A 25,204-nucleotide genomic window follows, 5' to 3' on the forward strand; every position below is an offset into this window, starting at 1 on the left:
TTTAGTTTTTAAATTCTTTTAAAGCAGCTTGGTTTGGAAGTTCTTTATACCCCATATTGAAAAGGGTAAATCCAAAAATATCTGCATATTGATCGATGGTTTTGCTCACCGGGGTACCGGCACCATGCCCCGCATTGGTTTCAATACGGATAAGAACAGGGTTCTTGCCTTGTTGTTTTTCCTGTAATTCGGCAGCAAACTTAAAGCTATGTGCCGGTACTACACGGTCGTCGTGGTCTCCCGTTGTAATTAATGTGGCTGGATATCGTGTGTCTTTTTTTACATTGTGGACAGGGGAATAGCCTTTTAAGTAATTAAACATTTCTTTGCTGTCCTCTGCGGTGCCATAATCATAGGCCCATCCGGCCCCTGCGGTGAAAGTGTGGTAGCGGAGCATATCCAAAACACCTACAGCCGGTAAGGCTACTTTCATTAGGTCTGGGCGTTGTGTCATAGTGGCACCCACTAAAAGCCCTCCATTAGAACCCCCACGAATGGCTAAATATTCGGAAGAGGTGTAATGTTGATCGATTAAATATTCGCCAGCGGCAATAAAATCGTCGAACACGTTTTGCTTATGGAGCTTTATGCCGGCATCGTGCCATTTTTTTCCATATTCGCCACCGCCACGAAGGTTTGGTACAGCATAAATCCCACCTTGTTCCAGCCATACCGCCATTGCTGTACTGAACGAAGGTGTTAAACTAATGTTGAAACCTCCATAACCATAAAGAATGGTCGGGTTTTTCCCATTGAGTTCAATCCCTTTTTTGTAGGTTATGATCATGGGGATTTTTGTGCCGTCTTTTGAAGTGTAAAATACCTGTTCAGACTCATAATCGTTGCCATTGAAGTCGATCTTAGGTTTCCAATAAGCCTCAGATTCTCCCGTTTCCGGGTTAAATTTATAAATACTCCCCGGGGTATTGTAATTGGTAAATGAATAATAGAGTTCTTTGTCTTTTTTCTTGGCGCCAAAGCCACCAATGCTTCCCAGTCCCGGAAGTTCAATGTCCCGAACTAGTTCCCCTTTATAATTGTATTGTTTCACTTGAGAAACGGCATCAACCATATATTCGGCAAAAAAATATCCGCTTCCTGTATTTGGATTTAACACATATTCTGTTTCAGGGATAAAATCTTTCCAGTTTTCCGGGGTTGGAGCGGAGGCATCGACGGTTACGATTTTTTTATTGGGAGCGTCTAAATCGGTTAACAGGAACAATGTGGAACCTTTATTTTCTATAACATAGGTATCGCTTTCCGTAGTTTCAATAATAGGTGTTAAGGAAGCATTTTCCTTTGTTAAATCTTTTAAATAAAGTTTGTTCCCAGAGGTTGATATAGATGCGCTGATTATTAAATAGCGGTTGTCCTCGGTGACATTGCCCCCTACATAACGATGCTTTTGTTCTTCGGTTCCCCCAAAAATAAGTTTATCGTCCTTTTGCGGAGTGCCGAGTTTGTGGTAATAAAGCTTATGTTGATCGGTTTTTGCCGAAAGTTCGCTTCCTTTAGGTTTATCGTAACTGGAATAATAGAAGCCTTCATCTGCTTTCCACGAAATACCGCTAAATTTTACATCTGCAAGCGTATCTTCAATAATTTCCTTGGTTTCCGCATTTTTTACAATGATTTTTCGCCAGTCGCTACCACCTTCAGAAATGGAATAGGCAGCCAATTTTCCGCTTTTGGAGAAGCTTAAACCGCTAAGAGATGTGGTCCCGTCTGTAGAAAAAGTATTGGGATCAAGAAAAACTTCTTCTTTGTTATCGCCTGTTTTTTTTCGGTATACCACATATTGGTTTTGCAAGCCGTCGTTTTTGTAGTAATACGTATAATCGCCTTCTTTAAAAGGTGCCGAGAGTTTTTCGTAGTTCCATAATTGCTCCAGTCGTTTTTTTAGCTGTTCCCTAAAAGGAATTCTTTCAAGATAGCCAAACGTTACTTCGTTTTCGGCTTTTACCCATGCGGCCGTTTCATCAGAGCGGTCGTCTTCAAGCCAACGATACGGGTCTTTTACTTCAGTTCCAAAATAAGAGTTTACGGTATCTACTTTTTTAGTAGCTGGATATTTCAAGGTGAGCATTTTTTTAGATTTTGTTGTGGCACAAGAATTTAAAATCCCCGCAACCACCACAAAAGCGATTAATTGTTTCATGGGTTCAAATTTATTGTTTTTAAAGGTCAATATGGAATATGGCACTGAGCATTTAGGATATGGCCTACTTCATTCCATTGGATTGATTAAAATTAGCGGGGATAATTTAAAGAAAAAGCCCTTGACCATATCAGGAAAAGGGCTTTTTTAACATATTTTTACAGAATCTTCTTTATACAAGATTGTTTTTTACCAAATACTCAGCAATCTGAACTGCATTGGTGGCCGCACCTTTTCGAAGGTTATCGGCTACAATCCACATATTTAAGGTGTTGGGTTGTGATTCATCCCGTCTAATCCTTCCAACAAAAACCTCGTCTTTATCATGTGCATAAATGGGCATTGGGTAAGTATTGGTATCTGGATTGTCCTGAACCACGACCCCCGGGGTGTCGTTTAGCAACCTTCTAATGTCTGCCAAAGTAAAATCGTTTTCAAACTGTACATTCACAGCTTCCGAATGTCCGCCAGATGTTGGAATACGAACGGCAGTAGCCGAAACTGCAAATGAGTGGTCGCCGAATATTTTTTGAGGCTCCCGTGCCAGTTTCATTTCTTCTTTGGTATATCCATTTTCTTCAAAAACATCGCAATGCGGCAAAGCATTTCTGTTGATCGGATATGGATAAGCCATTTCACCTTCCACGCCTGCAAGCTCATTTTCCAGCTGTTTAACGGCTTTAACACCTGTCCCTGAAATAGATTGATATGTAGAAACTACCACGCGCTTCATTTTATAGGCTTTGTGCAGTGGGGCCAAGGCCATTACCATTTGTATGGTGGAACAGTTTGGATTGGCAATGATTTTATCTTCCGGGGTTAATTCGTTGGCATTGATTTCCGGGACCACCAATTTTTTGGTGGGGTCCATGCGCCATGCCGAAGAGTTATCGATAACGGTTACACCGGCATCTGCAAATTTTGGTGCCCATTCCAAAGAAGTGCCACCACCAGCCGAAAAAATGGCAATATCCGGTTTTTCGGCCACCGCATCGGCCAAACCAATTACTTTATATGTTTGTCCTTTGAAGGATAATTCTTTACCTACAGATCTTTCTGATGCTACAACTAATAATTCGGTAATCGGGAAATTGCGTTCCGCTAAAACTTTAAGCATTACCTCGCCTACCATTCCGGTAGCCCCTACAACAGCTATTTTCATGTTTTATTTAATTATGATGTCTTCTACATTTTATTTGAAGACAAAAGTAGTTAATATTCACGGTTCTACCATCGGAAAAACAACAATTGTTTTAATTGTAACAAAATGTTATAATTATTGATTGAATTAAAAATAACCACGCTTTATGGGCGTGGCTTTAATTACTATTGCTTGTGCAGCGGTTTGCCCCGAAAAGGGGTATTTTATTTGGTATTTTGCTTTTTTAACTCGTCACGAATTTCAATTAACAATTCTTCGGTAGTTGGCCCGGCAGGTGCCGCGGGAGCTTCTTCTTTTTTCTTTTTGGTTTTTTCATAGGCTTTCAGTACCACAAAGATACAAAAACCGATAATTATAAAATCTATAACCGTTTGTATAAAAAGGCCATAATTGATGGTAACGGCTTCCGAGACCATCTCTTCACCATTTAGGACAGCATCTTTCAATACAATTTTAAGTTCGGTAAATTTTACACCGCCGAGAAGCATCCCTATAGGCGGCATTAAAATATCTTTGGTCAAAGAAGTTACGATTTTTCCAAAGGCGCCACCAACGATAACAGCAGTGGCCAAGTTTACAATGTCACCTTTAAGCAAAAAGGCCTTAAAATCTTTAAAGAATCCCATATAAATTATTTTGTTGATTAGTCAATGACTAAATATATAAAAAAATACGATAAGTATTGAAAGCGTCAACAAGTGAAGCCATTTTTTGCTTCATAGCCAGAAAAAATATAACGGCCTTATTATTTGGAGGTGCTCAATGTGTAATTATTTTGCGCCGTACCCGCTGGGAAATGCCCGCAATGAGTTCGTAAGATATGGTGCCTGCTGTTGCCGCAAATTCACCGGCGGTAGGACTTTTGCCAAAAACCAGCACTTCGTCGCCTTCCTTGCATTGCACTTCGGAAACGTCTACCATGAGCATGTCCATGCACACATTACCAACTATGGGGCATTTATGTCCATGAATGGTTACATGTGCCTTGCCTTTTCCGTACTGGCGCCCTATTCCATCGGCGTGGCCCAATGGAATGGTGGCTGTTTTCATAGCCTTATCGGCAATATGCCCTTGATTGTACCCGATACTGTTACCAGGGGCAATATTGTGTATCTGTGAAATAACACTTTTTAAGCTGAGCACTGTTTTAAACCAAGCATCGTATTGTGCGTCGTTTCCAAAACCATACAGCCCGATACCGCTCCTGACCATATCAAACTGTGCACTAGCTGTATAATTTAATATTCCGGATGTATTTAACAAATGGTATAGGGGTTTATGCGAAAATTTCTCGGCCAAAGATGCTTTTATTTCTTTAAATGAAAGGATTTGCCGCATCGTGAAATCTTTTTCATTTAAATCTTCCGAAGCTCCCAAGTGAGAAAATACAGATGCTACATGAACGTTTTTTTGATGAAGAAGCTTCCCTGAAATAAGTGCTATGTCCATTTTGACAAATCCTAAACGGTTGAGTCCGGTGTTAAATTTAAGATGAATTGGATACTCTTTTTCGTTTTTGGCAGCCTCCAAAAAAACTTCCAAAACATTCAAGCTATATAAACTTGGTTCCAGCTTATAATTTATGATCTCGCTAAAATGAACCGGAAGCGGATGTAATACCAAAATAGGTTTGGTTATACCGGCATTTCGTAGTGCAATACCTTCGTCGGTGTAGGCAACTGCAAAATAATCTACACCTAGTTTTTCAAGAAAAACGGCAATTTTAGGGGCATCGCTTCCGTAGGCATAGGCTTTTACAACAGCCATGAATTTGGTAGTGGGTTTAATTTTGCCCTTTAATAAGTTGTAATTGTGTTTTATTGCCGGAAGGTTAATTTCCAGTGTGGTTTCCCTGGTGTGCGTCATCGTCATTTTTTTTAACCTTTTCTTTTAAAGAAATATCCTCAGGATCTTTAACGTCCATTTTATTTACTTTTTCGCGAAGCATGGCCTTAAAAAAAGCGGCCCTGCTCAAGGGCTCGTATTCTTCTGTTTCTCCCAGCAGTACCAATTTGTCGTTGGTGGATTTTCTAAAGCTGTAATTGGCAAGGTTTCCGGTACGGGTACAAATGGCATGTACTTTGGTAACGTATTCGGCAGTGGCCATTAATGCCGGCATTGGCCCAAACGGATTCCCCTTAAAGTCCATGTCCAGGCCCGCAACAACTACACGCACCCCTTTGTTGGCAAGGTCGTTGCATACCGAAACAATTTCATCATCAAAAAACTGGGCTTCGTCTATTCCCACAACATCACAGCCATCTGCCAAAAGACGGATGTTGGCCGCAGCAGGAACCGGAGTAGACCTAATCTCGTTGGCATCATGAGAAACTACCATTTCGTCGTCATAGCGCACATCTACCGCGGGCTTGAAAATTTCAACCTTTTGCCTTGCAAACTGGGCGCGTTTAAGCCTTCGGATCAATTCTTCCGTTTTACCGGAAAACATAGACCCGCAAATGACTTCTATCCAGCCAAATTGCTCTTTATGATTTACTGTATTTTCGAGAAACATTTTGTAATTTTCTAGGCGAAAAAGAAAAGAGATTTCTTTTTGAGAAAAAACTAAACAAACTTAAGCAAATAATTAAAGTCTAAATTTAAGAAAAGAGAAATAATATCAACAAATACAAAGTTTTTAATATACCGTCGATATTTCATTGTAATTGTTCATGTTGCGGTATTTAACAACCCATTATTTAGGGCTTAAGAAGACTTTAAGTAAATAATTATTAAAAAATAACTATCTTATATGCATATTAAAATACAGGTTATAAAAAAATTGCTGTAAGAACGGAATAGTCTCAAAACACAAAAAAGCAGTCATGAAAAAGAAATTAGAAGCAGAGTTGATAAGCATAGCTCATCGAGTCTTGAAATTAAAGGGAAAGGAAGATCTGGCCACCATGCACACCGAAAGCAGGGAACTGTATGAAAAACTTACGTTGTTGAAGTTTGTCGAAGATAATTTTGGGGAAATCCAGCCAACAACCGGCAGGAACGAAGTAGCCGACAAGTTTGAGCAATTAGCCAATTCGGTGTTGAAAGGAAACTCGGACGTGCCCGAAAGCAATCCCAACGAAGATGCAATTATGACGCCCGTAATAGATACCATACGGGATATGGTTGAAGAAATGCCCGAAGAAGAAACCTTGGACGAAATTTTATCGGGAATATTGCCCGAGCCCACCTTTGTAAAAAGGGACATGGAGGTGGTAACACCAAAAATGTCCAGTGGAAATACCATAACGGTAGAAAAAAGGGCATCGTCGCTAAACAATCGGTTAAAAGCGGGCCTTTCTATTGGGCTGAATGATAAATTGGCATTTACCAAACACTTGTTCGACAATAGCGATGAAGATTATATCCGGGTGATATCTCAAATCAATACTATGGATTCTTACGAAGATGTCCATCAGTTTATTGTTGAAATGATAAAGCCGGATTACGATAATTGGGAAGGAAAAGAAGCTTATGAAAACAGGTTTTTAGAAATTATTGAAAAAAAGTTTTCTTAAAACACATATAAAGAGTTCAATGAACGAACCGTTAGCAATTGGACGTCATTTTTGTCTGCAGCTTCGATTTAACAGGATTGTTAGAAAAAAATTCATAAAAATAAAACTTCCTTTACCTTTGCCATAAATGTTGTTATGTCAAAACTGTATATAGTACCAACGCCCATAGGTAACCTTGAAGATATTACCTTAAGGGCCATTCGGACATTAAAGGAAGCAGATCTTATTCTAGCCGAAGATACCCGGACAAGCGGAAAACTTTTAAAGCATTTGGGAATTTCTACACAAATGCACAGTCACCATATGCATAACGAGCACAAAACGGTCGAGGCCATTTCCGAACGGATATTGTCCGGAACAACAATTGCGCTCATCAGTGACGCCGGAACACCCGCCATCTCCGACCCCGGGTTTTTATTAACACGTACATGTATTGAAAAAGGAATAGAAGTAGACTGTCTGCCGGGAGCAACCGCTTTTGTGCCTGCATTGGTAAACAGTGGCCTGCCAAACGATAAATTTGTTTTTGAAGGTTTTTTGCCCGTAAAGAAAGGCCGGCAAACACGGCTAAAGATATTGGCCGAAGAACCCAGGAGCATGGTTTTTTATGAGTCCCCTCACAAATTGATAAAAACGTTGACCGATTTTGCTACATTTTTTGGCGGAGACAGGCAGATGTCCGTTTCCAGAGAACTTACAAAAATGCACGAAGAAACCATAAGGGGCACCGTTCACGAGTTGATAAATCATTTTAATACAAAAGCGCCAAAGGGCGAGTTTGTAATTGTAATAAGCGGAAAGTCCTAAAAATAATAAAATTTGAAAGAATTGCTAAAGGAAATAAAAAAGTGTAACATATGTGCGGCACATTTACCTTTAGAACCGCGCCCTGTGCTACGTTTCAATAAAAACAGCAAAATACTTATTATTGGACAGGCACCGGGGACAAAGGCACATGAAAGCCAAACCGATTTTGACGACGCAAGCGGAAAAAAGTTACGCCAATGGCTGGGCATAGACGCTAAAACTTTTTACAATACCAATAACATAGCCGTGGTGCCAATGGGGTTTTGTTATCCCGGCAAAGGTAGAACCGGCGATTTGCCACCAAGGCCCGAATGTATGCCGAAATGGCATCAAAAGATAGTCGATCAATTAGCAGACCTTCAGCTTGTAATATTGATAGGTCAATATGCACAGAAAGCATATTTAAAGGGCAATAGTTATAAAAACCTTACAGAAACCGTGCGGAATTATCAGGAGTTCCTGCCGGCATTTTTTCCAATTCCGCATCCATCGCCCACAAACCGGTTTTGGATGGCCAAAAACAAATGGTTTGAAATAGAAGTTATTCCGATCTTACAAGAAAGGGTACAGGTAATTTTACAATGAATAAAAGCACTTTCTGTTGAGGAATATGTATTTTTGACGATTCATATAAAAATATAAAAATGGCAAATACAAATACAGTCATAACAACCTGGAGAGAGAACATGCAATTTCATTCTACCAATCCAGCGGGCGAATTAATTATAGACGCTAGCCCAGAAGATGGCGGAAACGGAGATGGGTTGCGGCCAAAGGCATTAATGCTATCGGCATTGGCAGGCTGTTCTGGATTGGACGTTGCTTCTATGATAAAGAAAATGAAACTGGAAGTAGAAGATTTTAAAATCGATATTACGGCCGAACTTACAGACGAGCACCCAAAATATTACCATAAAGTAAGCGTAGATTATCATTTTTACGGAAAATCCTTGGAAGAAAAGAAACTGCAAAGGGCGGTCGACCTTTCTGTAGAAAAATATTGTGGCGTCATGGAAATGTTTCGTCGCTTTGCCGAAATGACAATCAACACACATTATCACAATTCATAAGTAACTAGCCCCTAACCCTACTGTTTATGACTCGCTGGACCGTAAAGGCAATGCCTTCAAAAGATGAGATTTCAAGATTATCCAAGGAGCTTGGCATAAATGCTATTGTCAGTACATTGCTGTTACAGCGGGGGATTACCAATTATTCGGATGCCAAAAAGTTTTTCCGGCCTTCGTTAAACCACCTTCACGACCCTTTTTTGATGAAAGACATGAGAAAGGCCGTATTGCGGATTGAAAAGGCCATTGAAGAAGGCGAGAATATTTTGGTTTATGGCGATTATGATGTGGACGGAACTACGGCCGTTTCCTTAATGTCGTCTTATTTAAAAGAAAATTACTTTAATGTGGCCACCTATATTCCAGATAGGTATGATGAAGGATACGGGGTTTCGTTTCAGGGCATCGATTTTGCCGACGACAACGATTTTACGCTCATAATAGCACTGGATTGTGGCATTAAAGCAGTCGATAAAGTGGCATATGCCAAAGAAAAGGGCATCGATTTTATTATTTGCGATCACCACAGGCCGGGCGAGACCATTCCAGATGCAGTTGCTATTTTAGACCCAAAGCAAAACGATTGCCAATATCCTTATGATGAACTATGCGGCTGTGGGGTGGGGTTCAAGCTTATTCAGGCACTTGGCTTGCGCAAAGGGCAAACCACTGAAGACCTTGTTCCTTATCTGGACTTGGTGGCTACCGCAATAGGAGCCGATATAGTCCCTATTACCGGAGAAAATAGGGTTTTGGCCCATTTTGGGATGAAAGTTATAAACGAAATGCCCAGGCCGGGTATCAAGGCTATTACCAAACAATTAAAAAAAGAACTTACCATTACCGATGTTGTTTTTGTGGTTGCGCCGCGCATCAATGCGGCCGGAAGGATGAAACATGGCCAGCATGCCGTGCAATTGCTTGTCGAAAAAGATTTTAATACTGCTGTTCAGTTTGCAGAAGAAGTAGAAAATTTTAATGCCGACCGAAAAAACCTGGACCAACAAATTACCCAGCAAGCATTATTGCAGATACAGGAGAATAAAGAAGAAAAGAACTATACTTCGGTGGTGTTTGATGAAACCTGGCACAAAGGCGTTATAGGTATTGTAGCTTCAAGGCTTACCGAAACTTATTACAGGCCGACACTGGTTTTTACCAAAAGTGGCGAAAAACTCGCTGCATCGGCCAGGTCGGTCAAAGGGTTCGATGTTTACAATGCCATTGAAGCCTGTGAAGACTGCCTGGAGCAATTTGGAGGGCATAAATATGCGGCAGGGCTTACGTTAAAACCCGAACAGTACAAACTGTTTAAGGCTAAATTTGAAAAAGTGGTCTCGGAAACAATCGATTTACAATTGTTAACGCCCGAACTCATTATCGATGCCGAAATCGACCTGAATGATATTACGCCTAAATTTTACCGCATCCTTAAACAATTTGCTCCATTTGGCCCCGGAAATATGGCTCCCGTTTTTTTAACTCAAGGACTACAGGATAACGGTTATGGAAAATGCGTGGGACAAGACCAAACACATTTAAAACTAAATGTATCACAGGGAAACAGCAATACATTTGGGGCCATTGGCTTTGGACTTGGGAATAAAATTGAAAAAACAATCCATAAAAAAACCTTCGATGCAGTTTATGCAATCGATGAAAATGAATGGAACGGTACCGTTTCCCTTCAATTAAAGTTGAAGGATATAAAATAGTACGACATACTTCGCTGCAAATAGTTTCTTTTTTTAACCAACTAAATTCAGGAGGTCTATATAATTTTCACTACATTGAAAAAAACAGTTGAGCAATGATATTCGTTTTGCCGTAAGAAATTTAAACCAAAAACGACTATTATACTGTTTTAATCGGAACTCGTTTTAATTCTTTTGATTGAAGTGAAAAATCAGTCATTTTACCCAACCGCTTGAACAATGTTAAACGGGCAGGTTAAAAAGCTTAAACGGGTTCTTCAACAAAAAAAGAAAGGAAAAACACTATGTTAACTTGGAAAGAAGTAATAAATTTTTCGGTAAAAGGTAATCCAAAACCAGATAAACGTGTTGAAAAAACCGATGCCGAATGGAAAGAATTGCTCACGCCCGAACAGTACAGGATTACACGGTTAAAAGGAACCGAAATGGCGCATTCGGGTGCTTTGTGCACTATTTACGATGCAGGAAAATACAACTGTATTTGTTGCGGTACCCCATTGTTCGACGCTACCATTAAGTACGATTCCAGTTCGGGATGGCCCAGTTTTACCCAGCCTATTAAAGAAAATGCCATTAAGTACGAAAAAGACGCTTCTTTTGGCATGGTAAGGGTTGAGGTAATGTGCAATACCTGCGATGCGCATTTAGGGCATGTTTTTCCGGATGGTCCGGAACCAAGCGGTTTGCGTTATTGCATAAATTCTGAATCAATAAAATTAGAAAGGACAGAAAATGAATAATAAACATGAGATAGCCACTATTGGCGGCGGTTGTTTTTGGTGTATCGAGGCTGTTTTTCAAGAAATAGCAGGCATAGAAAAAGTAGTATCCGGCTATACAGGGGGAACGGCTCCCGGAAAACCTACATACAGAGAGGTGTGCTCTGGCTTAACAGGCCATGCAGAGGTCGTTCAAATTACATTCAATCCTGAAATAATTTCGTATAAAGAACTGCTAATAATATTTATGACGAGCCACGACCCTACAACTATGAATAGGCAAGGGGCCGATGTAGGTTCTCAATACCGTTCGGTTATTTATTATCACGATGAAAAACAAAAAACAATAGCCGAAAAAGTTGCAGAACAAATAGAACCTTATTATGAAGACCCAATTGTTACTGAAATAAGTCCGTTAGGAACTTTTTATGAAGCAGAAGATTATCATCAGGATTATTACAGAAACAATCAATCGCAGGGATATTGTAGTGCGGTAATTACACCAAAATTGGCAAAACTTAGAAAAATGCATGCCGGCAAATTAAAAAAAACGGCTTCTTCTAAATAATGGCGGCAACAATTTAATAAATGCATATAAACAGAATAAGAACAAGATTATAACGTTATTACAATACATATTTTGAGTAAGTTAAAGCTAAACATACAAGACACGTTTAACAAAGAACTTCCTGCCGACCCAATTACAGAGAATTATACACGGCAGGTAAAGGAAGCCTGTTTTAGTTATGTAAAACCGAAAACAACCTCAAAACCATCGTTGATTCATGTTTCCGAGGAGATGTTGCGGGAACTTGGGCTAACTCCCGAAGATGCTAAAACCGATGATTTCCTCAATGTTTTTACCGGAAATAAAGTACTGCCAAACACCAAGCCATACGCCATGTGTTATGGTGGTCACCAATTTGGTAATTGGGCAGGACAATTGGGCGATGGCCGCGCCATTAACCTGGCAGAAGTTGTACATCAGGATAAACGTTGGGCATTGCAATTAAAAGGAGCGGGAGAAACGCCCTATTCCCGTTCGGCCGATGGTTTGGCGGTACTGCGCTCATCTATTAGGGAATATTTGTGCAGTGAGGCCATGTTCCATTTAGGGGTGCCGACAACAAGGGCACTTTCACTGGCCTTAACAGGCGACAATGTTCTAAGGGACATGATGTACAACGGCAACCCGGAATTCGAAAAAGGGGCCGTATTGTGCCGTGTTGCGCCAACTTTTATTCGTTTTGGAAACTTCGAGATACATGCTGCAAGGGAAGACCATGCAACATTGAAGAAACTGGCAGATTATACCATAAAGCATTTTTATCCCCATTTGGGGGAACCTTCAAAAGAAACCTATGTAAAACTATTCAAGGAAATTGCCCGTAAAACATTGGAAACCATAATTCATTGGCAACGGGTCGGTTTTGTCCATGGCGTGCTCAATACCGATAATATGTCTGTTTTAGGGCTCACCATTGATTATGGCCCCTATGGCTGGCTGGAAGGTTTCGATTTTGGATGGACGCCCAATACCACCGATGCCACCCACAAAAGATACCGTTTTGGAAATCAGCCTAATATTGGCCTTTGGAACCTGTACCAATTAGCAAATGCATTGTATCCGCTTATTAACGAAACAAAAGGGTTGGAAGACGCCCTTAATGCCTATAAGGAAGATTTTGAAGTCAAGTCCTTGGAAATGATGCGCAAAAAGCTTGGGTTATTTACTTCTGAAGAAAAAGAAGATACAACTTTAACAATGCAACTTGAAGAGCTGTTGGAAAACAATGAGATAGATATGACCCTGTTTTTTAGAAATTTAAGTACATTTAAAAAACAAAACCCAGAAAAAGGAGCCAAATTAATTGAAGAAGCCTTTTATTTTCCTGCGGAACTTGAGGGCGATGTATTGAAGAAATGGAATGCCTGGTTTGAACTGTATGCAATTAGGCTAAAAAACGAAAAGCTAAACGATGAGGAACGAAAAAAGAAAATGAACACAATAAACCCCAAATACGTTTTAAGAAACTATATGGCCCAACTTGCAATAGATGCAGCCAATAATGGCGATTATAGCCTTGTTGATGAGTTGTATGATTTGTTAAAGCGCCCTTATGACGAACAACCGGAACACGAAAAATGGTTTGTAAAACGCCCAGACTGGGCACGCCATAAAATAGGCTGTTCCATGTTGTCTTGTAGCTCTTAACCCAAAAAAAGCAAACCGATGAAAACTACTGTATTTACTTTTTTACTGTTTACCTTAATTACGTCCAGTGCATATACCCAAAACGGAAACCAATGGGTAGAAAAAGTATATAACGTAAAAGGAAACTGGTCTATTACAGAAAAAAATGGACAGCATTATTTTAGGCTTGGAAGTAATTTTAATACACTGGCGGGGCCCAACCTAAAATTGTACCTATCGCCTTTAAAAATGAGCGAAATTAAAAACCGCGAAGCAATAGATAAAGAGGGCGGTGTGCTTATAGCAGAATTAAAATCTAATAAAGGGAGCCAGCAATACAAATTGCCCGAAGACATAAATTTAACCGATTATAAATCGATTGTGATTCACTGCCAGCAATTTGCAGTGGTTTGGGGCGGTGTAGATATAGAAAAATAGGCTTCTGTAAGCTTTCACCTAAAAAATAAAGCGGTTTATCCTTAACCATCGAGTAGATAAGATGCTATTGAATAAAATCAAACAAATTCCAATAGGATATTCGGAAGTGGAATATTTGGATAAAAAATATGGGGTTTCCCGAACCGATTTCAACAATGGGAAAAGTATAAAAATATATGCAGAAGAATTGGGAGGCAACAATTTTATAAGTTTAAATTATTATATCACTGCTTCTTCAGAAAGCCTTAAGCCTTGTGAAATGCCCGAAGCAAAAGTGACCCATTTTTTGAAGCATTACAAATTAAAATCATAAAGCATATAATACCATGACAAAAATTGCTTTTGGGGGAAGTTGCCATTGGTGCATGGAAGCCATTTATCAATCGTTGATTGGCGTGGTGAAAGTAGAACAGGGGTTTGTAGCTTCAAAAGAAGCCCCGCGCACATTTTATGAAACGGTAATTGTTTATTTCAATCCGGAACAAATACCGCTAAAGGCGCTTGTAGAAATTCATCTTAAAACACACAAAAGTACAGTTAACCACAGTAAAAGGAACAAGTATGTTTCTGCGGTCTATGCTTTTTCAGTTGAACAGCAACATAAAATAAGGGCCTTGCTGGAAGCATTTCAAAATAATTCTTCAGAAAAAATAATAACGAAAGCTTCTTTATTCAACACCTTTAAGCCTTCCGAAGAGATGTTTTATAATTATTATTATTCCAACCCGGAAAAACCGTTTTGTAAAACCTACATCGACCCAAAGTTAAAAAAGCTTTTGGCCAACTATGAACAGTTTACAAATAAAAAGTTGCAAAGCCTTGTAAATAAAGACAATAATGAAAAGTCCATCATTCAGAATTAAAAATAGCAAGGGCTACGAATTGAACGCCTATTTGGAGTTGCCGGCCAACCAAAAACCTAATTATTATGCCATATTTGCGCATTGTTTTACGTGCAACAGCAATTTAACCGCTGTAAAAAACGTAAGCAGGTCATTGACAAACCACGGGTTTGGCGTAGTTCGTTTTGATTTTACCGGTTTGGGGCAAAGCGAAGGAGCATTTGCAGAAAGCTCCTTTTCTGCAAATATTGAGGACCTTATAGCGGTAAACAATTATATGGCCAAACAATACCAAGCACCTTCCTTGATGGTTGGACATTCATTGGGCGGGACTGCGGTTCTCGTGGCGGCATCCCGATTGGATAATATCAAGGCTGTGGCCACCATTGGTGCTCCGGCCTCCGTAATGCATGCAAAAAACCTGTTTTCGCACCAACTTGAAGCGATTCAAGATAAAGGACAAGTCGAGGTAAATATTGGGGGCAGGCCATTTAAAATAGACCAAGATTTTGTAAAAGGCTTTAACAACATCGATTTGCCCGCGGTCATTAAATCGCTTCGCAAGCCTTTGTTAATAATGCACGCCCCTTTCGATAAGGTTGTGGGGGTAGCTAATGCCGAAGAAATATATATGAGCGCCATGCACCCTAAAAGTTTTGTGAGTTTAGACGGTGCCGACCATTTGTTAACGGATAAAAGGGACAGCGAATATGCCGGAAATGTAATTGGTTGTTGGGTACAACGGTATTTTGATGTTCATCAGAACAGTATGCTCGATAGAAATGGAGAACAGTTGGTAGCCCATTTAAACCTAAAGGAAGACAATTTTACCACCAATATGCAAACCCGAACCCACGCCTTTCTGGCCGATGAGCCCAAAAGTGTGGGGGGTGACGATTTTGGCCCTGCCCCATACGATTTTTTAAGTGCGGCCTTGGCCTCGTGTACGGCCATGACCTTAAAGCTATATGCCGAAAGAAAAAAATGGGACCTCCAGGAAGTTTTTGTATACATAACATATGCCAAGAAGCACAGCGAGGATTTAATGATAAAAGGAGACAGGTCGGGCAGAATGGATCATCTTTCAAAAAAAATAAAACTCATTGGAAACCTGGACGAAACCCAAAAAGCCAGGTTAAAGGAGATCTCTTCAAAATGCCCCGTGCACAAAACATTGCTGAACGACATTGTAATAGAAACTGATATGGTTTAATCCTTATAGATCCATTCTTTTATGATTTTTTTGATTTCCCCACTTTCTTTAAGCCTTAAAATTTCAATATCGATTTGTTTTTTTAGGACATTGGCTTCGGGAAAGGCCAGCCCGTAATGTTGGGGTAAAATTTCTTTTTTGCTTAGCAGGAATTCTTCTTTATCACCTTTGTCAAAAATATGTTCAAGCGGAACAACGTCATAGACCAAAGCATCGACATTTCCATCCATTAGTTTATCGTACCCTTCTTGAACGTTATTAACCACAATGGTTTCGCCCCCAACAATATGTATGTTGTCTATTAATTTTGGATTGGATGGTACGGCAACTTTTTTATTTTCCAAATGGGTAAGCGAGGAAATTGTCTTTCCTTCCTTGGAAGTAATGGAAAGCGTGGTTGCAATTCCGGCCACAAAGGAGGTGGCCATAATCAACGATATAATCATCCAACTTCCTATTATAAACCTCCCTAATACCGTTTTAGGGGCATAATCGCCATAACCAACGGTGGTCATGGTTACAATAGCCAGCCAAATACCGTTTCCTATTCCCTTAACGATGCTTTTTCCATATTCTTCGGCCATATATTTCCCTTCGGCAAACCAAAAGAGCACCCCGACAATTGTAAGTACAAACAGCAATCCTAGCACGGCGAATAAAAAAGTTTTACTAAAAAAGGGCTGGATACGCTCCCAGAGGGTTAAATCCAGAACGGGGGCCAAAATGGCCATTTCCGTATCAAAATACGGTTGAGAGAAGGTAACCTGCTCTGCACGCTCGGCATTGATGGTAGTTGGGCCAATAAAAACATCGACAGCATTGTTTTTTACGGCATTCAAGCCAGAATCAATGTTTTTATATGGGTATAGTTTATACTTCAGGTTCTCGTTAAATGCTAATTCACGCCATAGATCGACAATAATTCCCGTTGGCGAATCATCCGAGTATACAAACGGTTCAGATCCTCCATAACCCACACGGACAATACTGTCATTGCTATTTTGAGAAAATAAACTTACGGAAAAAGTTAAAAATAACAGTACAAATGAGAATCGCATAGCTTCTTATGATTTTTTCAAATGTATAAAAATCATTTTATGGAGAAAAATATCTTAATTATTCTATAATTAAAGATGGATTAGCGAATCTATTTCCCTGACAATTAGCTGTTGCTTCGTCCATGGGATAAAGTGATTTTCTTCCGGAAGGGAAATGGTTCTTACAGGGGCATTTTTAAATTGCTCTTTGGCATATGTCATATTTTCATAAGAGGCCAACATATCTTTTTTACCGTGTATAATTACCGTTGGTACTTGTAGGTTTTTCCATTGCGGTTCTATTAACCGTAGTGCTGCCTCATGTGTATATTTTTCATCAGCAGAGACTACAAAAGCGGGCGGGACCAACCATCTTGTAGCCCGCCACCTGGCCAGATTGCCTACCCAAAAATAGATTTCTTTATCGGGGGCTATTGCCGGGGAAAGCATAACCAGTCCTTTTATGTCTTTGTTTTTTAAAGTAGCATAAGCCGCCACAGGAGCACCATAAGAATGCCCGACCAAAATTACATTTTTTAAATGCAGGGAATCAATAAGTTCGCTAACGGCCATGGCCTGTTTTATTATTGATGGATGCGCCTTCCCAAAATCGGAATACCCATAACCCGGACGGTCGAAAGTTACTATTTCTGCATTTTTAAGAAGTGTTGGGTCTTTTAGGTAATTATAAAAAGCATCGGCCGACCCCGGGGCGCCATGTACAAATAATACCGTGTTTTTTTTCTTTTCTGAAGTTTCTATGGCCCGTATGGAGCAATTTGTGGCCTTGACGTTAAAATATTTTATGGAAACGGGCACACGGGCCTTTTTAAAAATTTTAAGCGTTTGTTTGTCTGAAGTTCTAAATTGAAGGAAAAATTGAAGAAAAACACATATAATGCAGAGCACCAAAAAGAAAAGGAACCATTTCTTTTTATAAAAGCGCTTTTTATTGTACGTCTTCATATTTTAAAAGTTGCATCTCATTTCCATCAAAAACGGCATAGGTGTAATAAGAAATCCAATCACCTAAATTAAAATATTTGCTGTTGTTTGCTAAAGTTATTTCCAAAGGAAGGTGCCTGTGCCCAAAAACAAAATAATTGCGGTGTCTGTTTTCAAGCTTTCGCTTGCAGTATTGTACAAGCCATTCATTTTCTTCCCCTAAAAACTTAATATCTTCATCGCCGGAAATCAATTTGTTTTTTACCGACAGATATTGTGCTAGTTTTACTCCCAGATCAGGATGGAGCCACCTAAAAAACCATTTTGCCACAGGATTGGTAAATACTTTTTTCATCCGTTTATAACCTTTATCTCCTGGCCCCAGTCCATCTCCGTGGCCGATAAGAAAGGTTTTGTTGTTAAAGGTATATTCTTGTGGTTTATGGTATACGGGGATATGGAGTTCTTCTTCAAAATAACCGTTCATCCACAAATCGTGATTTCCTACAAAATAATAAACCGGAATACCGGCATCGGTAATTTCTGCCAGTTTCCCTAAGGTTCTTGTAAACCCTTTGGGAACAACGCTTTTGTATTCAAACCAGAAGTCGAACAAATCCCCTAATAAAAAAATGGCGGCTGCATCTTCTTTTACATGGTCGAGCCACGCCACAAATTTTTTTTCACGAACCAAACTTTCTTTATGGTCTGGTGCCCCTAAATGATTGTCGGAAGCAAAATATATTTTTTTACCCTCGGGAATGTTCATCAATTTTGTTTAAAGGTGTAAAGATAAAATAAATAGTTTTCAGAACGATGTTCATCGGGGAGGTTGAAAAAACTTAAATGGGTTCATGTTCATTGTCGCTGGCATACCATTCGGCAAAAGAGGTTTCAGTTTCCTGCAATTTTAGCGAATGTAATTTGATATGTTGGGGAAGTTTTTTTTGAATTTTTTTTGCAAAATCAATCACCATGTTTTCACTGGTGGGTTGATAATCCACTAAAATAACGTTGTGCCCCCGCCCAGATAATTCTTTGGCCAATTCTACATGTGGTGTGTTTTTGTTAAAAACCGTGGCATGATCAAAAACATCGACAATATCTTCTTTCACGATTTTTTTTAAATCACCAAAATCGATTACCATCCCCAATTTTACGTGCGAAGTGTCGGTAATGGGTGTTCCAATTACGGTTACAGACAATTTGTAACTATGCCCATGCACATTCCTGCATTTTCCGTCGTAACCATAAAGGGCATGGCCGGTTTCAAAACTGAACTGTTTGGTAATTCTTATTGTACTCATCTCCAGGAAAATTTTTACAAAGATAATGAGAATTATATAGGAAAAATGCGTTTTTAAATGGATGCTCCTTATTATAATTTTTGAAGCAAACTTTATTAAAACCCACAGGCTTGCTACTCAAGAATGAGATTTTATGGATTTCCCTTCTTTTATTTTATGAAACCATAAAAAAGCAACCCTAAAATTTGTAAATATGCTCCAAGTGAATATATTTGTGTAATCGATTGCATTAAGCACACCATAAAACAGCCAAAATGAAAAAGCTTCTATTAAGCCTTATAACTACATTGTTGATTTTTTCATGTAAAGAAGAATCGAAAAAAGAAATTGCCCAAGAAGACCCTGTTGCTAAAATTATTGAAGGGATTATTGTTCCTGAATTTCCCGATAAAACTTTCAACATTAAAGATTTTGGTGCCGTAAACGATGGGAAAACCGATAATACCAATGCCATAAAAGAAGCTATCAAGGCATGCACCAATGCCGGTGGCGGAAAGGTAATTATTCCCAAAGGAAAATACCTTACGGGACCCATTCACCTAAAAAGCAATATAAATTTACATTTGGAAGAAGGGGCCGAGGTACTTTTTACCAAAGATAAAAAGGCATATTTACCGGTGGTGCATACTTCTTACGAAGGGGTGGAACTCATGAACTATTCCCCGCTTATCTATGCCTACAAACAAAAAAATATTGCCGTGACCGGAAAAGGAGCTTTTAACGGGCAAGCAGGTAAAAAAAATTGGTGGCCTTGGTGTGGAGCCGAGCGTTACGGACATAAAGAAGGAACGCCTCAACAAAAGGATTCCATTAATTTGCCAACTTTACGCAAAATGAATGAAGCCGGAACCCCGGTTGCAGAACGTGTTTTTGGCGAAGGACATCATTTGCGTCCTACATTTTTTGAACCCTTTGAATGCGAAAACATTTTGGTACAAGGCGTAACTTTTACCAATGCACCTTTTTGGGTAATGCACCCCATAAAATCAACAAACATTACTGTTGATGGCGTTACCGTAAGCAGTCATGGACCCAATAACGATGGTTGCGATCCCGAATACAGCAAGAATGTATATATAAAAAATTGTTTGTTTGATACGGGCGATGATTGTATCGCTATAAAATCGGGAAGAAACGATGATGGAAGGCGGGTAAATATCCCAAGCGAAAATATTGTAGTTGAAAATTGCGAAATGAAAGACGGTCACGGAGGAGTTGTAATGGGAAGCGAAATTTCTGCCGGGGTACGTAATGTGTATGTGAGGAACTGTAAAATGGACAGCCCGAACCTGGAACGTGCCATCCGTATTAAAACCAATACGCTTCGTGGTGGGTTTGTGGAGAATGTTTTTGTAAAGAATGTTGAAGTTGGACAGGTAAAAGAAGCATTTTTAAAAATAAATACCCATTATGGAATTTATGCCAACCAAGAAGGGAATTACATGCCGAGCATTAAAAATATACATATTGAAGATGTTAAGGTTGATAACGGAGGAAAATATGGAATTTTAATCCGTGGGCGCGAAGCAAACCCCGTAAAAAACATCACTTTTAAAAACGTTACCATCAAAAAGGCAAAAATGCCAATGCTTATGGAACATTCAGAGCCTATTCAGTTTACAAATACAACCATCAACGGAGCGAAATACTGAAAACATTCAAAAAAATGCTTGGCAAAATTTTAAAAACACTTTTTCTAACGGGCGTTGTATTTCAATGGTCTTATGCACAGAATACCGATTTGTACAAATCCGATGTCTGGGTAGCCGATCAAGGTGATGGAACCTACAAAAACCCTATTTTACATGCCGATTATTCAGATCCGGACGTGGTGCGTGTTGGCAATGATTATTACATGACGGCTTCCAGTTTTAACTGTGCCCCGGGACTTCCCATACTTCATTCAAAAGACATGGTAAATTGGGAACTTATTAATTACGCACTTCGGGAGCAAATTCCTGTTGATCATTTTAAAATTCCCCAACATGGAAACGGCGTTTGGGCACCGAGCATCCGTTATCATAACAATGAAATTTATATTTATTGGGGCGATCCCGATTTCGGAATTTACATGGTAAAAACCAAAGACCCGTTTGGTAAATGGGATGAGCCGGTCTTGGTAATGGAAGCCAAAGGAGCCATTGACCCCAGTCCGCTTTGGGACGACAACGGGAAAGCCTATTTGGTACATGCCTGGGCAGGGAGCCGTGCCGGGGTAAAAAGTTTGTTGACCGTGCATGAAATGAACTCCGAAGGAACCAAAATACTGGATAAAGGAAAGCACGTTTTCGATGGCCACGACGCAAACCCAACGGTTGAAGGCGCTAAATTTTACAAACGAAACGGGTATTACTACATTTTTGCGCCCGCTGGGGGCGTAGCCACGGGATGGCAACTTGTTTTAAGGTCAAAAGACATTTTTGGACCTTATGAAGAAAAAGTGGTGCTGGAACAGGGAAGCACAAAAATTAACGGTCCGCATCAAGGAGCTTGGGTAGAAACGCCAGCAGGAGCCTCTTGGTTTTATCATTTTCAAGATGTTGACGCTTATGGAAGAATAGTGCACTTACAACCCATGAGCTGGAAAAACAACTGGCCGGTAATGGGCGAAGATTACGATGGAAATGGTGTTGGCGAACCGGTAACGAAACATACAAAGCCAATGGTTGGAAAAACATATCCAATGGTCTCTCCTACTGAAACCGATGAATTTAGCACAGATAAATTGGGCCTTCAATGGCAATGGCAGGCCAATCCAAATGTATTATGGAGCGTACAACTTCGAAACACCGATTATTTACGGCTGTTCTGCATAAAAGTACCCGAAGAAAGCAGAAACCTTTGGATGGTTCCCAATCTCTTGCTTCAAAAATTTCCTGCAAATAACTTTTCTGCGACAACAAAGGTGAAGCTTTTCCCGGAGGAAGCCACATCTGGTAAAAGTGCAGGGCTCATCATCATGGGAATGGATTATGCAACGCTAACAATTGCTTCGGATAAAGATGGGTTTTTTATTGCACAAACCGAAGCTTTGGAGGCCATCAATGGAAACGACGAAAAAATAATTGCTAAAGCGCGCATCAAAAGCAACGAAATATATTTTAAGGTTACTGTAAAGGCTCCAGATGCCACATGCCAATTTAGTTATAGCGAAAATGGTAAAAAATTTAAAGCAATAGGGAAACCTTTTAAAGCACAACCCGGTAAGTGGATTGGTACTAAAGTGGGCCTTTTTAGCATAAGTACACAAAAGGCAAAACGCGGAGGCTATGCAGATTTTGATTGGTTCAGAATTTCTGAGTAATTTAACGCTTTATTTAAGTGTAGAACAAACACCGACCAAAATGAAAAACCAGACCCTTGCAAAATCTTTTTTGTCTTTATTGCTAATAACGGTTGTTAATTTAAGCAATGCACAAAACTATCCTTTTCAAAACACTGAATTATCGGAAGAAGAACGTTTAGACGATTTAATGGAACGCCTCACGGTTGAGGAAAAAATTAACCAATTACTGTTCAGGGCACCTGCAATTGAACGTTTGGAGATACCCAAATACAATTGGTGGAACGAATCGTTGCACGGAGTGGCAAGGGCTGGGTACGCTACTGTTTTTCCGCAGTCCATAACCATTGCCGCTTCTTGGGACAAAGATTTAATTTTTGCGGTTGCTTCGGCAATTTCTGATGAAGCCCGAGCAAAACATCATGAATACATACGCAGGGGCCAACGGGAAATTTATCAGGGGCTTACTTTTTGGTCGCCCAACATCAATATTTTTCGCGATCCAAGATGGGGTCGGGGCCATGAAACATATGGAGAAGACCCCTATCTCACCGGAGAATTAGGGACGCAATTTGTAAAGGGCTTGCAAGGCGACGACCAGAAATATCTAAAAGTGGTGGCAACTGCCAAGCATTTCGCTGTACATTCCGGCCCCGAACCTTTACGCCATGAGTTTGACGTAATGCCCACACAAAAAGATTTGTGGGAAACGTATTTGCCCGCCTTCCGTTCGTTGGTAAAAGAGGGCAACGTATATTCGGTCATGACGGCCTACAACCGTGTTTATGGAGAAGCGGCCAGTGCCAGCGACACACTGTTTGATATTTTAAGGAATAAATGGGGCTTTGATGGTTATGTGGTGTCAGATTGTGGCGCTATTTACGATATGTGGAAAACACACGGTGTAGCAAAAGATGCTATGGAAGCCTCGGCAATGGCCGTTAAAGAGGGTTGCGACCTAAACTGCGGCAATTCTTATGAAAAATTAACCGATGCTGTTAAAAACGGGCTTATAAATGAAGCAGAATTAACCACTGCCCTTCGCCGGTTGATGCGGGCACGCTTAAAACTGGGGATGTTTGATCCCGATGAAAAAGTTCCTTATGCACAAATTCCCTTTTCGGATAACAACAGTCCCGAACATAACGATTTGGCAAAAAAAGCCGCCCGGGAAAGCATTGTTCTTCTAAAAAACAAAAACAATCTTTTGCCTTTTTCAAAAGAAGTAAAAAAAGTAGCGGTGATTGGCCCGAATGCAGCTAATGTACAGTCGCTTTGGGGAAATTACAACGGCATACCAAAAAGCCCGGTAACGGTTTTGCAGGGAATTAAAAATAAATTGGGCTCCCAAACAACTATTTTATATGAAGAAGGTTGCGAATTAGCAAAAGGAATACCCTCCATGGAAGCCATTCCGTCAAAATACCTTTCAACAAAAGATGGTAAACAAGGGCTTACCGCTCAATATTACAACGATACGGAATGGAAAGGAACACCACTTTTTACTAAAATAGACAGCACGATTAACTTTCAATGGGATATTGAAACACCCGACCCGCGCTTAAAAATAGGAAATTACAGCGTTCGCTGGACAGGATACATCACTCCCCCAAAAACTGGAACCTATTACTTTAGTGATTGGGGCAAACCTTTTATGGAGTTTACCATTGCCAATGAGGTTAAAGGTGGGGGAAATCACGAGCACCGTGCGGTTATAGACCCTAAAGAAATGGTAATGGAAAAAGGGAAAAAATATAAAATTGAAGTAAAATACAACAATTATTATGGCGATGCTACCGCTAAAATGCTTTGGAGCATGCCAAAGGAAAATCAATTAAAAAAAGCAACCGAAATAGCCAAAGATGCCGATGTGGTAATCCTCGCTTTAGGGCTTAACGAACGCTTGGAAGGCGAAGAAATGAAGGTAGCAGTTGAAGGGTTTTCCGGTGGCGACCGGACCGATCTTAATTTGCCAAAAGGACAAATAGAGCTCATGCAGGCCATAGTTGCCACTGGAAAACCCGTTGTATTGGTATTGCTTAACGGAAGTGCCTTGTCGATTAACTGGGCATCGGCAAATGTTCCGGCAATTTTGTCGGCGGGATATCCCGGTCAGGAAGGGGGCGATGCCATTGCAGATGTACTCTTTGGCGATTACAACCCCGCGGGAAGGCTTCCGGTTACTTATTACAAATCGGTTGACGACTTGCCCCCGTTTGAAGATTACAACATGCAGGGACGAACTTATAAGTATTTCAACAAAGAACCGCTATATCCATTTGGGTACGGGCTTAGCTATACCAAGTTTGAATATTCATCATGTAAACTTCCCACGGAAATTGAAATAAATAAACCGATCCCTGTTTCTGTTGAAGTTACTAACACAGGTAATTATGATGGAGACGAAGTGGTACAGTTATACCTTACCGATGAAGAAGCCTCAACAAAGCGTCCAATCCGTCAATTAATTGGCTTTAAAAGGATTCACCTAAAAAAAGGAGGTAAGCAAAAAGTGGAGTTTACCATTCAGCCAAGGCAGTTGTCCATGATAAATAACGAGGACAGGTTGGTTATCGAGCCTGGTTGGTTTACCATCAGTGTCGGAGGGAGACAACCCGGTTTTACATGCGGCCAAGATGCAAATACCACCCAAACAATTTTAAAGCGTATTGAAGTAAAGGGCAAAAGCATACCGGTGGCTTACTAAATTGCTTGTTTGTGCATAAGGGTTTATAAAATGGTTAATAGCTCCATTATTTAACAAATAACCATTCAAATTAAAAGCTATATTTG

Annotated in this window: 25 protein-coding genes; 16 read left to right on the plus strand and 9 right to left on the minus strand. The window is 40.0% G+C overall.

Translation table 11 applies throughout. The features are described 5' to 3' along the window. Nucleotide 1: 1 nt before the first annotated feature. Nucleotides 2-2,161, minus strand: coding sequence for a prolyl oligopeptidase family serine peptidase (locus UXI14_RS05260; RefSeq protein WP_335965201.1), 2,160 nt, complete (start codon nt 2,159-2,161; stop codon nt 2-4). On the opposite strand from UXI14_RS05260, the gene UXI14_RS05265 reads away from it, so the two are divergent. Next, complete coding sequence (locus UXI14_RS05265; protein WP_335965203.1) at nt 2,160-2,312, plus strand: hypothetical protein; 153 nt, start codon at nt 2,160-2,162, stop codon at nt 2,310-2,312. The two genes, UXI14_RS05260 and UXI14_RS05265, sit on opposite strands and share 2 nt — an antisense overlap. A 21-nt stretch (nt 2,313-2,333) precedes the next feature. Here UXI14_RS05265 and UXI14_RS05270 read toward each other — a convergent pair whose 3' ends face one another. The 4 genes from UXI14_RS05270 to UXI14_RS05285 form a co-directional block, all read right to left on the minus strand. Beyond that, nucleotides 2,334-3,323, minus strand: coding sequence for an aspartate-semialdehyde dehydrogenase (locus UXI14_RS05270; RefSeq protein ID WP_277900007.1), 990 nt, complete (start codon nt 3,321-3,323; stop codon nt 2,334-2,336). Between the two features lie 203 nt (nt 3,324-3,526). Further along, on the minus strand, nt 3,527-3,949 hold the full coding sequence (mscL, locus tag UXI14_RS05275) for a large-conductance mechanosensitive channel protein MscL (RefSeq protein ID WP_335965204.1): 423 nt from the start codon (nt 3,947-3,949) through the stop codon (nt 3,527-3,529). A 133-nt stretch (nt 3,950-4,082) separates the two neighbouring features. Continuing rightward, nucleotides 4,083-5,189: an alanine racemase gene (alr, locus tag UXI14_RS05280; RefSeq protein ID WP_335965205.1), complete on the minus strand. Its 1,107-nt coding sequence runs from the start codon at nt 5,187-5,189 to the stop codon at nt 4,083-4,085. Beyond that, nucleotides 5,155-5,838, minus strand: a complete 684-nt coding sequence (locus UXI14_RS05285; protein WP_277900004.1) for a thymidine kinase — start codon at nt 5,836-5,838, stop codon at nt 5,155-5,157. Before UXI14_RS05285 ends, alr begins: the two co-directional genes overlap by 35 nt. Before the next feature lie 310 nt (nt 5,839-6,148). Between UXI14_RS05285 and UXI14_RS05290 the strand changes: the two genes are divergently transcribed. The 12 genes from UXI14_RS05290 to UXI14_RS05345 all read left to right on the plus strand — a co-directional run bounded on the left by UXI14_RS05290 (nt 6,149) and on the right by UXI14_RS05345 (nt 15,839). Beyond that, on the plus strand, nt 6,149-6,841 hold the full coding sequence (locus tag UXI14_RS05290; protein ID WP_335965206.1) for a hypothetical protein: 693 nt from the start codon (nt 6,149-6,151) through the stop codon (nt 6,839-6,841). Between the two features lie 135 nt (nt 6,842-6,976). Beyond that, entirely contained in the window at nt 6,977-7,648 is a 672-nt protein-coding gene (gene rsmI, locus UXI14_RS05295; protein ID WP_335965207.1) for a 16S rRNA (cytidine(1402)-2'-O)-methyltransferase, read from the plus strand. A gap of 12 nt (nt 7,649-7,660) precedes the next feature. Beyond that, nucleotides 7,661-8,233 (plus strand): uracil-DNA glycosylase family protein, encoded by a 573-nt coding sequence (locus UXI14_RS05300; protein WP_335965208.1) that lies wholly within the window; start codon nt 7,661-7,663, stop codon nt 8,231-8,233. A gap of 59 nt (nt 8,234-8,292) precedes the next feature. Continuing rightward, entirely contained in the window at nt 8,293-8,718 is a 426-nt protein-coding gene (locus UXI14_RS05305) for an OsmC family protein (RefSeq protein ID WP_277900000.1), read from the plus strand. 26 nt (nt 8,719-8,744) lie between these two features. Beyond that, nucleotides 8,745-10,433: a single-stranded-DNA-specific exonuclease RecJ gene (gene recJ / locus UXI14_RS05310; protein WP_335965209.1), complete on the plus strand. Its 1,689-nt coding sequence runs from the start codon at nt 8,745-8,747 to the stop codon at nt 10,431-10,433. Between the two features lie 284 nt (nt 10,434-10,717). Beyond that, nucleotides 10,718-11,173, plus strand: a complete 456-nt coding sequence (msrB, locus tag UXI14_RS05315) for a peptide-methionine (R)-S-oxide reductase MsrB (protein WP_277899998.1) — start codon at nt 10,718-10,720, stop codon at nt 11,171-11,173. After that, on the plus strand, nt 11,166-11,720 hold the full coding sequence (gene msrA, locus UXI14_RS05320) for a peptide-methionine (S)-S-oxide reductase MsrA (RefSeq protein WP_335965210.1): 555 nt from the start codon (nt 11,166-11,168) through the stop codon (nt 11,718-11,720). Before msrB ends, msrA begins: the two co-directional genes overlap by 8 nt. Before the next feature lie 72 nt (nt 11,721-11,792). Further along, nucleotides 11,793-13,367, plus strand: a complete 1,575-nt coding sequence (locus UXI14_RS05325) for a protein adenylyltransferase SelO family protein (protein WP_335965212.1) — start codon at nt 11,793-11,795, stop codon at nt 13,365-13,367. 18 nt (nt 13,368-13,385) lie between these two features. Continuing rightward, nucleotides 13,386-13,784 carry a DM13 domain-containing protein gene (locus tag UXI14_RS05330; protein ID WP_335965213.1) on the plus strand — a complete coding sequence of 133 codons (399 nt, stop codon included), beginning with the start codon at nt 13,386-13,388 and terminating at the stop codon, nt 13,782-13,784. 61 nt (nt 13,785-13,845) lie between these two features. Further along, complete coding sequence (locus UXI14_RS05335) at nt 13,846-14,097, plus strand: peptide methionine sulfoxide reductase (protein WP_335965214.1); 252 nt, start codon at nt 13,846-13,848, stop codon at nt 14,095-14,097. Between the two features lie 13 nt (nt 14,098-14,110). Beyond that, on the plus strand, nt 14,111-14,647 hold the full coding sequence (locus UXI14_RS05340) for a peptide-methionine (S)-S-oxide reductase (protein WP_335965215.1): 537 nt from the start codon (nt 14,111-14,113) through the stop codon (nt 14,645-14,647). Then, a complete protein-coding gene (locus tag UXI14_RS05345) occupies nt 14,622-15,839 on the plus strand; it encodes a bifunctional alpha/beta hydrolase/OsmC family protein (RefSeq protein WP_335965216.1) in 1,218 nt (405 codons plus the stop codon). Before UXI14_RS05340 ends, UXI14_RS05345 begins: the two co-directional genes overlap by 26 nt. Here UXI14_RS05345 and UXI14_RS05350 read toward each other — a convergent pair. The 4 genes from UXI14_RS05350 to UXI14_RS05365 all read right to left on the minus strand — a co-directional run bounded on the left by UXI14_RS05350 (nt 15,836) and on the right by UXI14_RS05365 (nt 19,128). Then, complete coding sequence (locus UXI14_RS05350; RefSeq protein ID WP_335965217.1) at nt 15,836-16,897, minus strand: transporter substrate-binding domain-containing protein; 1,062 nt, start codon at nt 16,895-16,897, stop codon at nt 15,836-15,838. The genes UXI14_RS05345 and UXI14_RS05350 overlap by 4 nt on opposite strands. A gap of 69 nt (nt 16,898-16,966) precedes the next feature. Further along, nucleotides 16,967-17,842 carry an alpha/beta hydrolase gene (locus UXI14_RS05355; protein ID WP_335965218.1) on the minus strand — a complete coding sequence of 292 codons (876 nt, stop codon included), beginning with the start codon at nt 17,840-17,842 and terminating at the stop codon, nt 16,967-16,969. Continuing rightward, complete coding sequence (locus tag UXI14_RS05360) at nt 17,826-18,590, minus strand: UDP-2,3-diacylglucosamine diphosphatase (protein WP_277899990.1); 765 nt, start codon at nt 18,588-18,590, stop codon at nt 17,826-17,828. Before UXI14_RS05360 ends, UXI14_RS05355 begins: the two co-directional genes overlap by 17 nt. A gap of 73 nt (nt 18,591-18,663) precedes the next feature. After that, a complete protein-coding gene (locus UXI14_RS05365; protein WP_277899989.1) occupies nt 18,664-19,128 on the minus strand; it encodes a 6-carboxytetrahydropterin synthase in 465 nt (154 codons plus the stop codon). 254 nt (nt 19,129-19,382) lie between these two features. On the opposite strand from UXI14_RS05365, the gene UXI14_RS05370 reads away from it, so the two are divergent. The 3 genes from UXI14_RS05370 to UXI14_RS05380 are packed head-to-tail and all read left to right on the plus strand — an operon-like array spanning nt 19,383 to nt 25,118. Beyond that, a complete protein-coding gene (locus UXI14_RS05370; RefSeq protein WP_335965219.1) occupies nt 19,383-20,780 on the plus strand; it encodes a glycoside hydrolase family 28 protein in 1,398 nt (465 codons plus the stop codon). A gap of 14 nt (nt 20,781-20,794) precedes the next feature. Beyond that, nucleotides 20,795-22,432 (plus strand): glycoside hydrolase 43 family protein, encoded by a 1,638-nt coding sequence (locus UXI14_RS05375; protein WP_335965220.1) that lies wholly within the window; start codon nt 20,795-20,797, stop codon nt 22,430-22,432. Further along, complete coding sequence (locus UXI14_RS05380; protein WP_335965222.1) at nt 22,398-25,118, plus strand: glycoside hydrolase family 3 C-terminal domain-containing protein; 2,721 nt, start codon at nt 22,398-22,400, stop codon at nt 25,116-25,118. The genes UXI14_RS05375 and UXI14_RS05380 overlap by 35 nt, the downstream gene beginning before the upstream one ends. The last annotated feature ends 86 nt before the right edge of the window (nt 25,119-25,204 follow it).

Source organism: Galbibacter sp. PAP.153 (assembly GCF_037029175.1).
In the GTDB taxonomy this organism is placed as follows: domain Bacteria; phylum Bacteroidota; class Bacteroidia; order Flavobacteriales; family Flavobacteriaceae; genus Galbibacter; species Galbibacter pacificus.

Coding starts and splice junctions, on each gene's coding strand:
- UXI14_RS05285 (WP_277900004.1), bottom strand. CDS start 5,838: ATGTTTCTCGAAAATACAGTAAATCATAAAGAGCAATTTGGCTGGATA.
- UXI14_RS05265 (WP_335965203.1), top strand. CDS start 2,160: ATGGGTTCAAATTTATTGTTTTTAAAGGTCAATATGGAATATGGCACT.
- msrB (WP_277899998.1), top strand. CDS start 10,718: ATGTTAACTTGGAAAGAAGTAATAAATTTTTCGGTAAAAGGTAATCCA.
- UXI14_RS05360 (WP_277899990.1), bottom strand. CDS start 18,590: ATGAACATTCCCGAGGGTAAAAAAATATATTTTGCTTCCGACAATCAT.
- alr (WP_335965205.1), bottom strand. CDS start 5,189: ATGACGCACACCAGGGAAACCACACTGGAAATTAACCTTCCGGCAATA.
- UXI14_RS05305 (WP_277900000.1), top strand. CDS start 8,293: ATGGCAAATACAAATACAGTCATAACAACCTGGAGAGAGAACATGCAA.
- UXI14_RS05340 (WP_335965215.1), top strand. CDS start 14,111: ATGACAAAAATTGCTTTTGGGGGAAGTTGCCATTGGTGCATGGAAGCC.
- UXI14_RS05290 (WP_335965206.1), top strand. CDS start 6,149: ATGAAAAAGAAATTAGAAGCAGAGTTGATAAGCATAGCTCATCGAGTC.
- recJ (WP_335965209.1), top strand. CDS start 8,745: ATGACTCGCTGGACCGTAAAGGCAATGCCTTCAAAAGATGAGATTTCA.
- rsmI (WP_335965207.1), top strand. CDS start 6,977: ATGTCAAAACTGTATATAGTACCAACGCCCATAGGTAACCTTGAAGAT.
- UXI14_RS05350 (WP_335965217.1), bottom strand. CDS start 16,897: ATGCGATTCTCATTTGTACTGTTATTTTTAACTTTTTCCGTAAGTTTA.
- UXI14_RS05355 (WP_335965218.1), bottom strand. CDS start 17,842: ATGAAGACGTACAATAAAAAGCGCTTTTATAAAAAGAAATGGTTCCTT.
- UXI14_RS05380 (WP_335965222.1), top strand. CDS start 22,398: ATGCAGATTTTGATTGGTTCAGAATTTCTGAGTAATTTAACGCTTTAT.
- UXI14_RS05260 (WP_335965201.1), bottom strand. CDS start 2,161: ATGAAACAATTAATCGCTTTTGTGGTGGTTGCGGGGATTTTAAATTCT.
- mscL (WP_335965204.1), bottom strand. CDS start 3,949: ATGGGATTCTTTAAAGATTTTAAGGCCTTTTTGCTTAAAGGTGACATT.
- UXI14_RS05375 (WP_335965220.1), top strand. CDS start 20,795: ATGCTTGGCAAAATTTTAAAAACACTTTTTCTAACGGGCGTTGTATTT.
- UXI14_RS05345 (WP_335965216.1), top strand. CDS start 14,622: ATGAAAAGTCCATCATTCAGAATTAAAAATAGCAAGGGCTACGAATTG.
- UXI14_RS05370 (WP_335965219.1), top strand. CDS start 19,383: ATGAAAAAGCTTCTATTAAGCCTTATAACTACATTGTTGATTTTTTCA.
- UXI14_RS05365 (WP_277899989.1), bottom strand. CDS start 19,128: ATGAGTACAATAAGAATTACCAAACAGTTCAGTTTTGAAACCGGCCAT.
- UXI14_RS05330 (WP_335965213.1), top strand. CDS start 13,386: ATGAAAACTACTGTATTTACTTTTTTACTGTTTACCTTAATTACGTCC.
- msrA (WP_335965210.1), top strand. CDS start 11,166: ATGAATAATAAACATGAGATAGCCACTATTGGCGGCGGTTGTTTTTGG.
- UXI14_RS05335 (WP_335965214.1), top strand. CDS start 13,846: ATGCTATTGAATAAAATCAAACAAATTCCAATAGGATATTCGGAAGTG.
- UXI14_RS05270 (WP_277900007.1), bottom strand. CDS start 3,323: ATGAAAATAGCTGTTGTAGGGGCTACCGGAATGGTAGGCGAGGTAATG.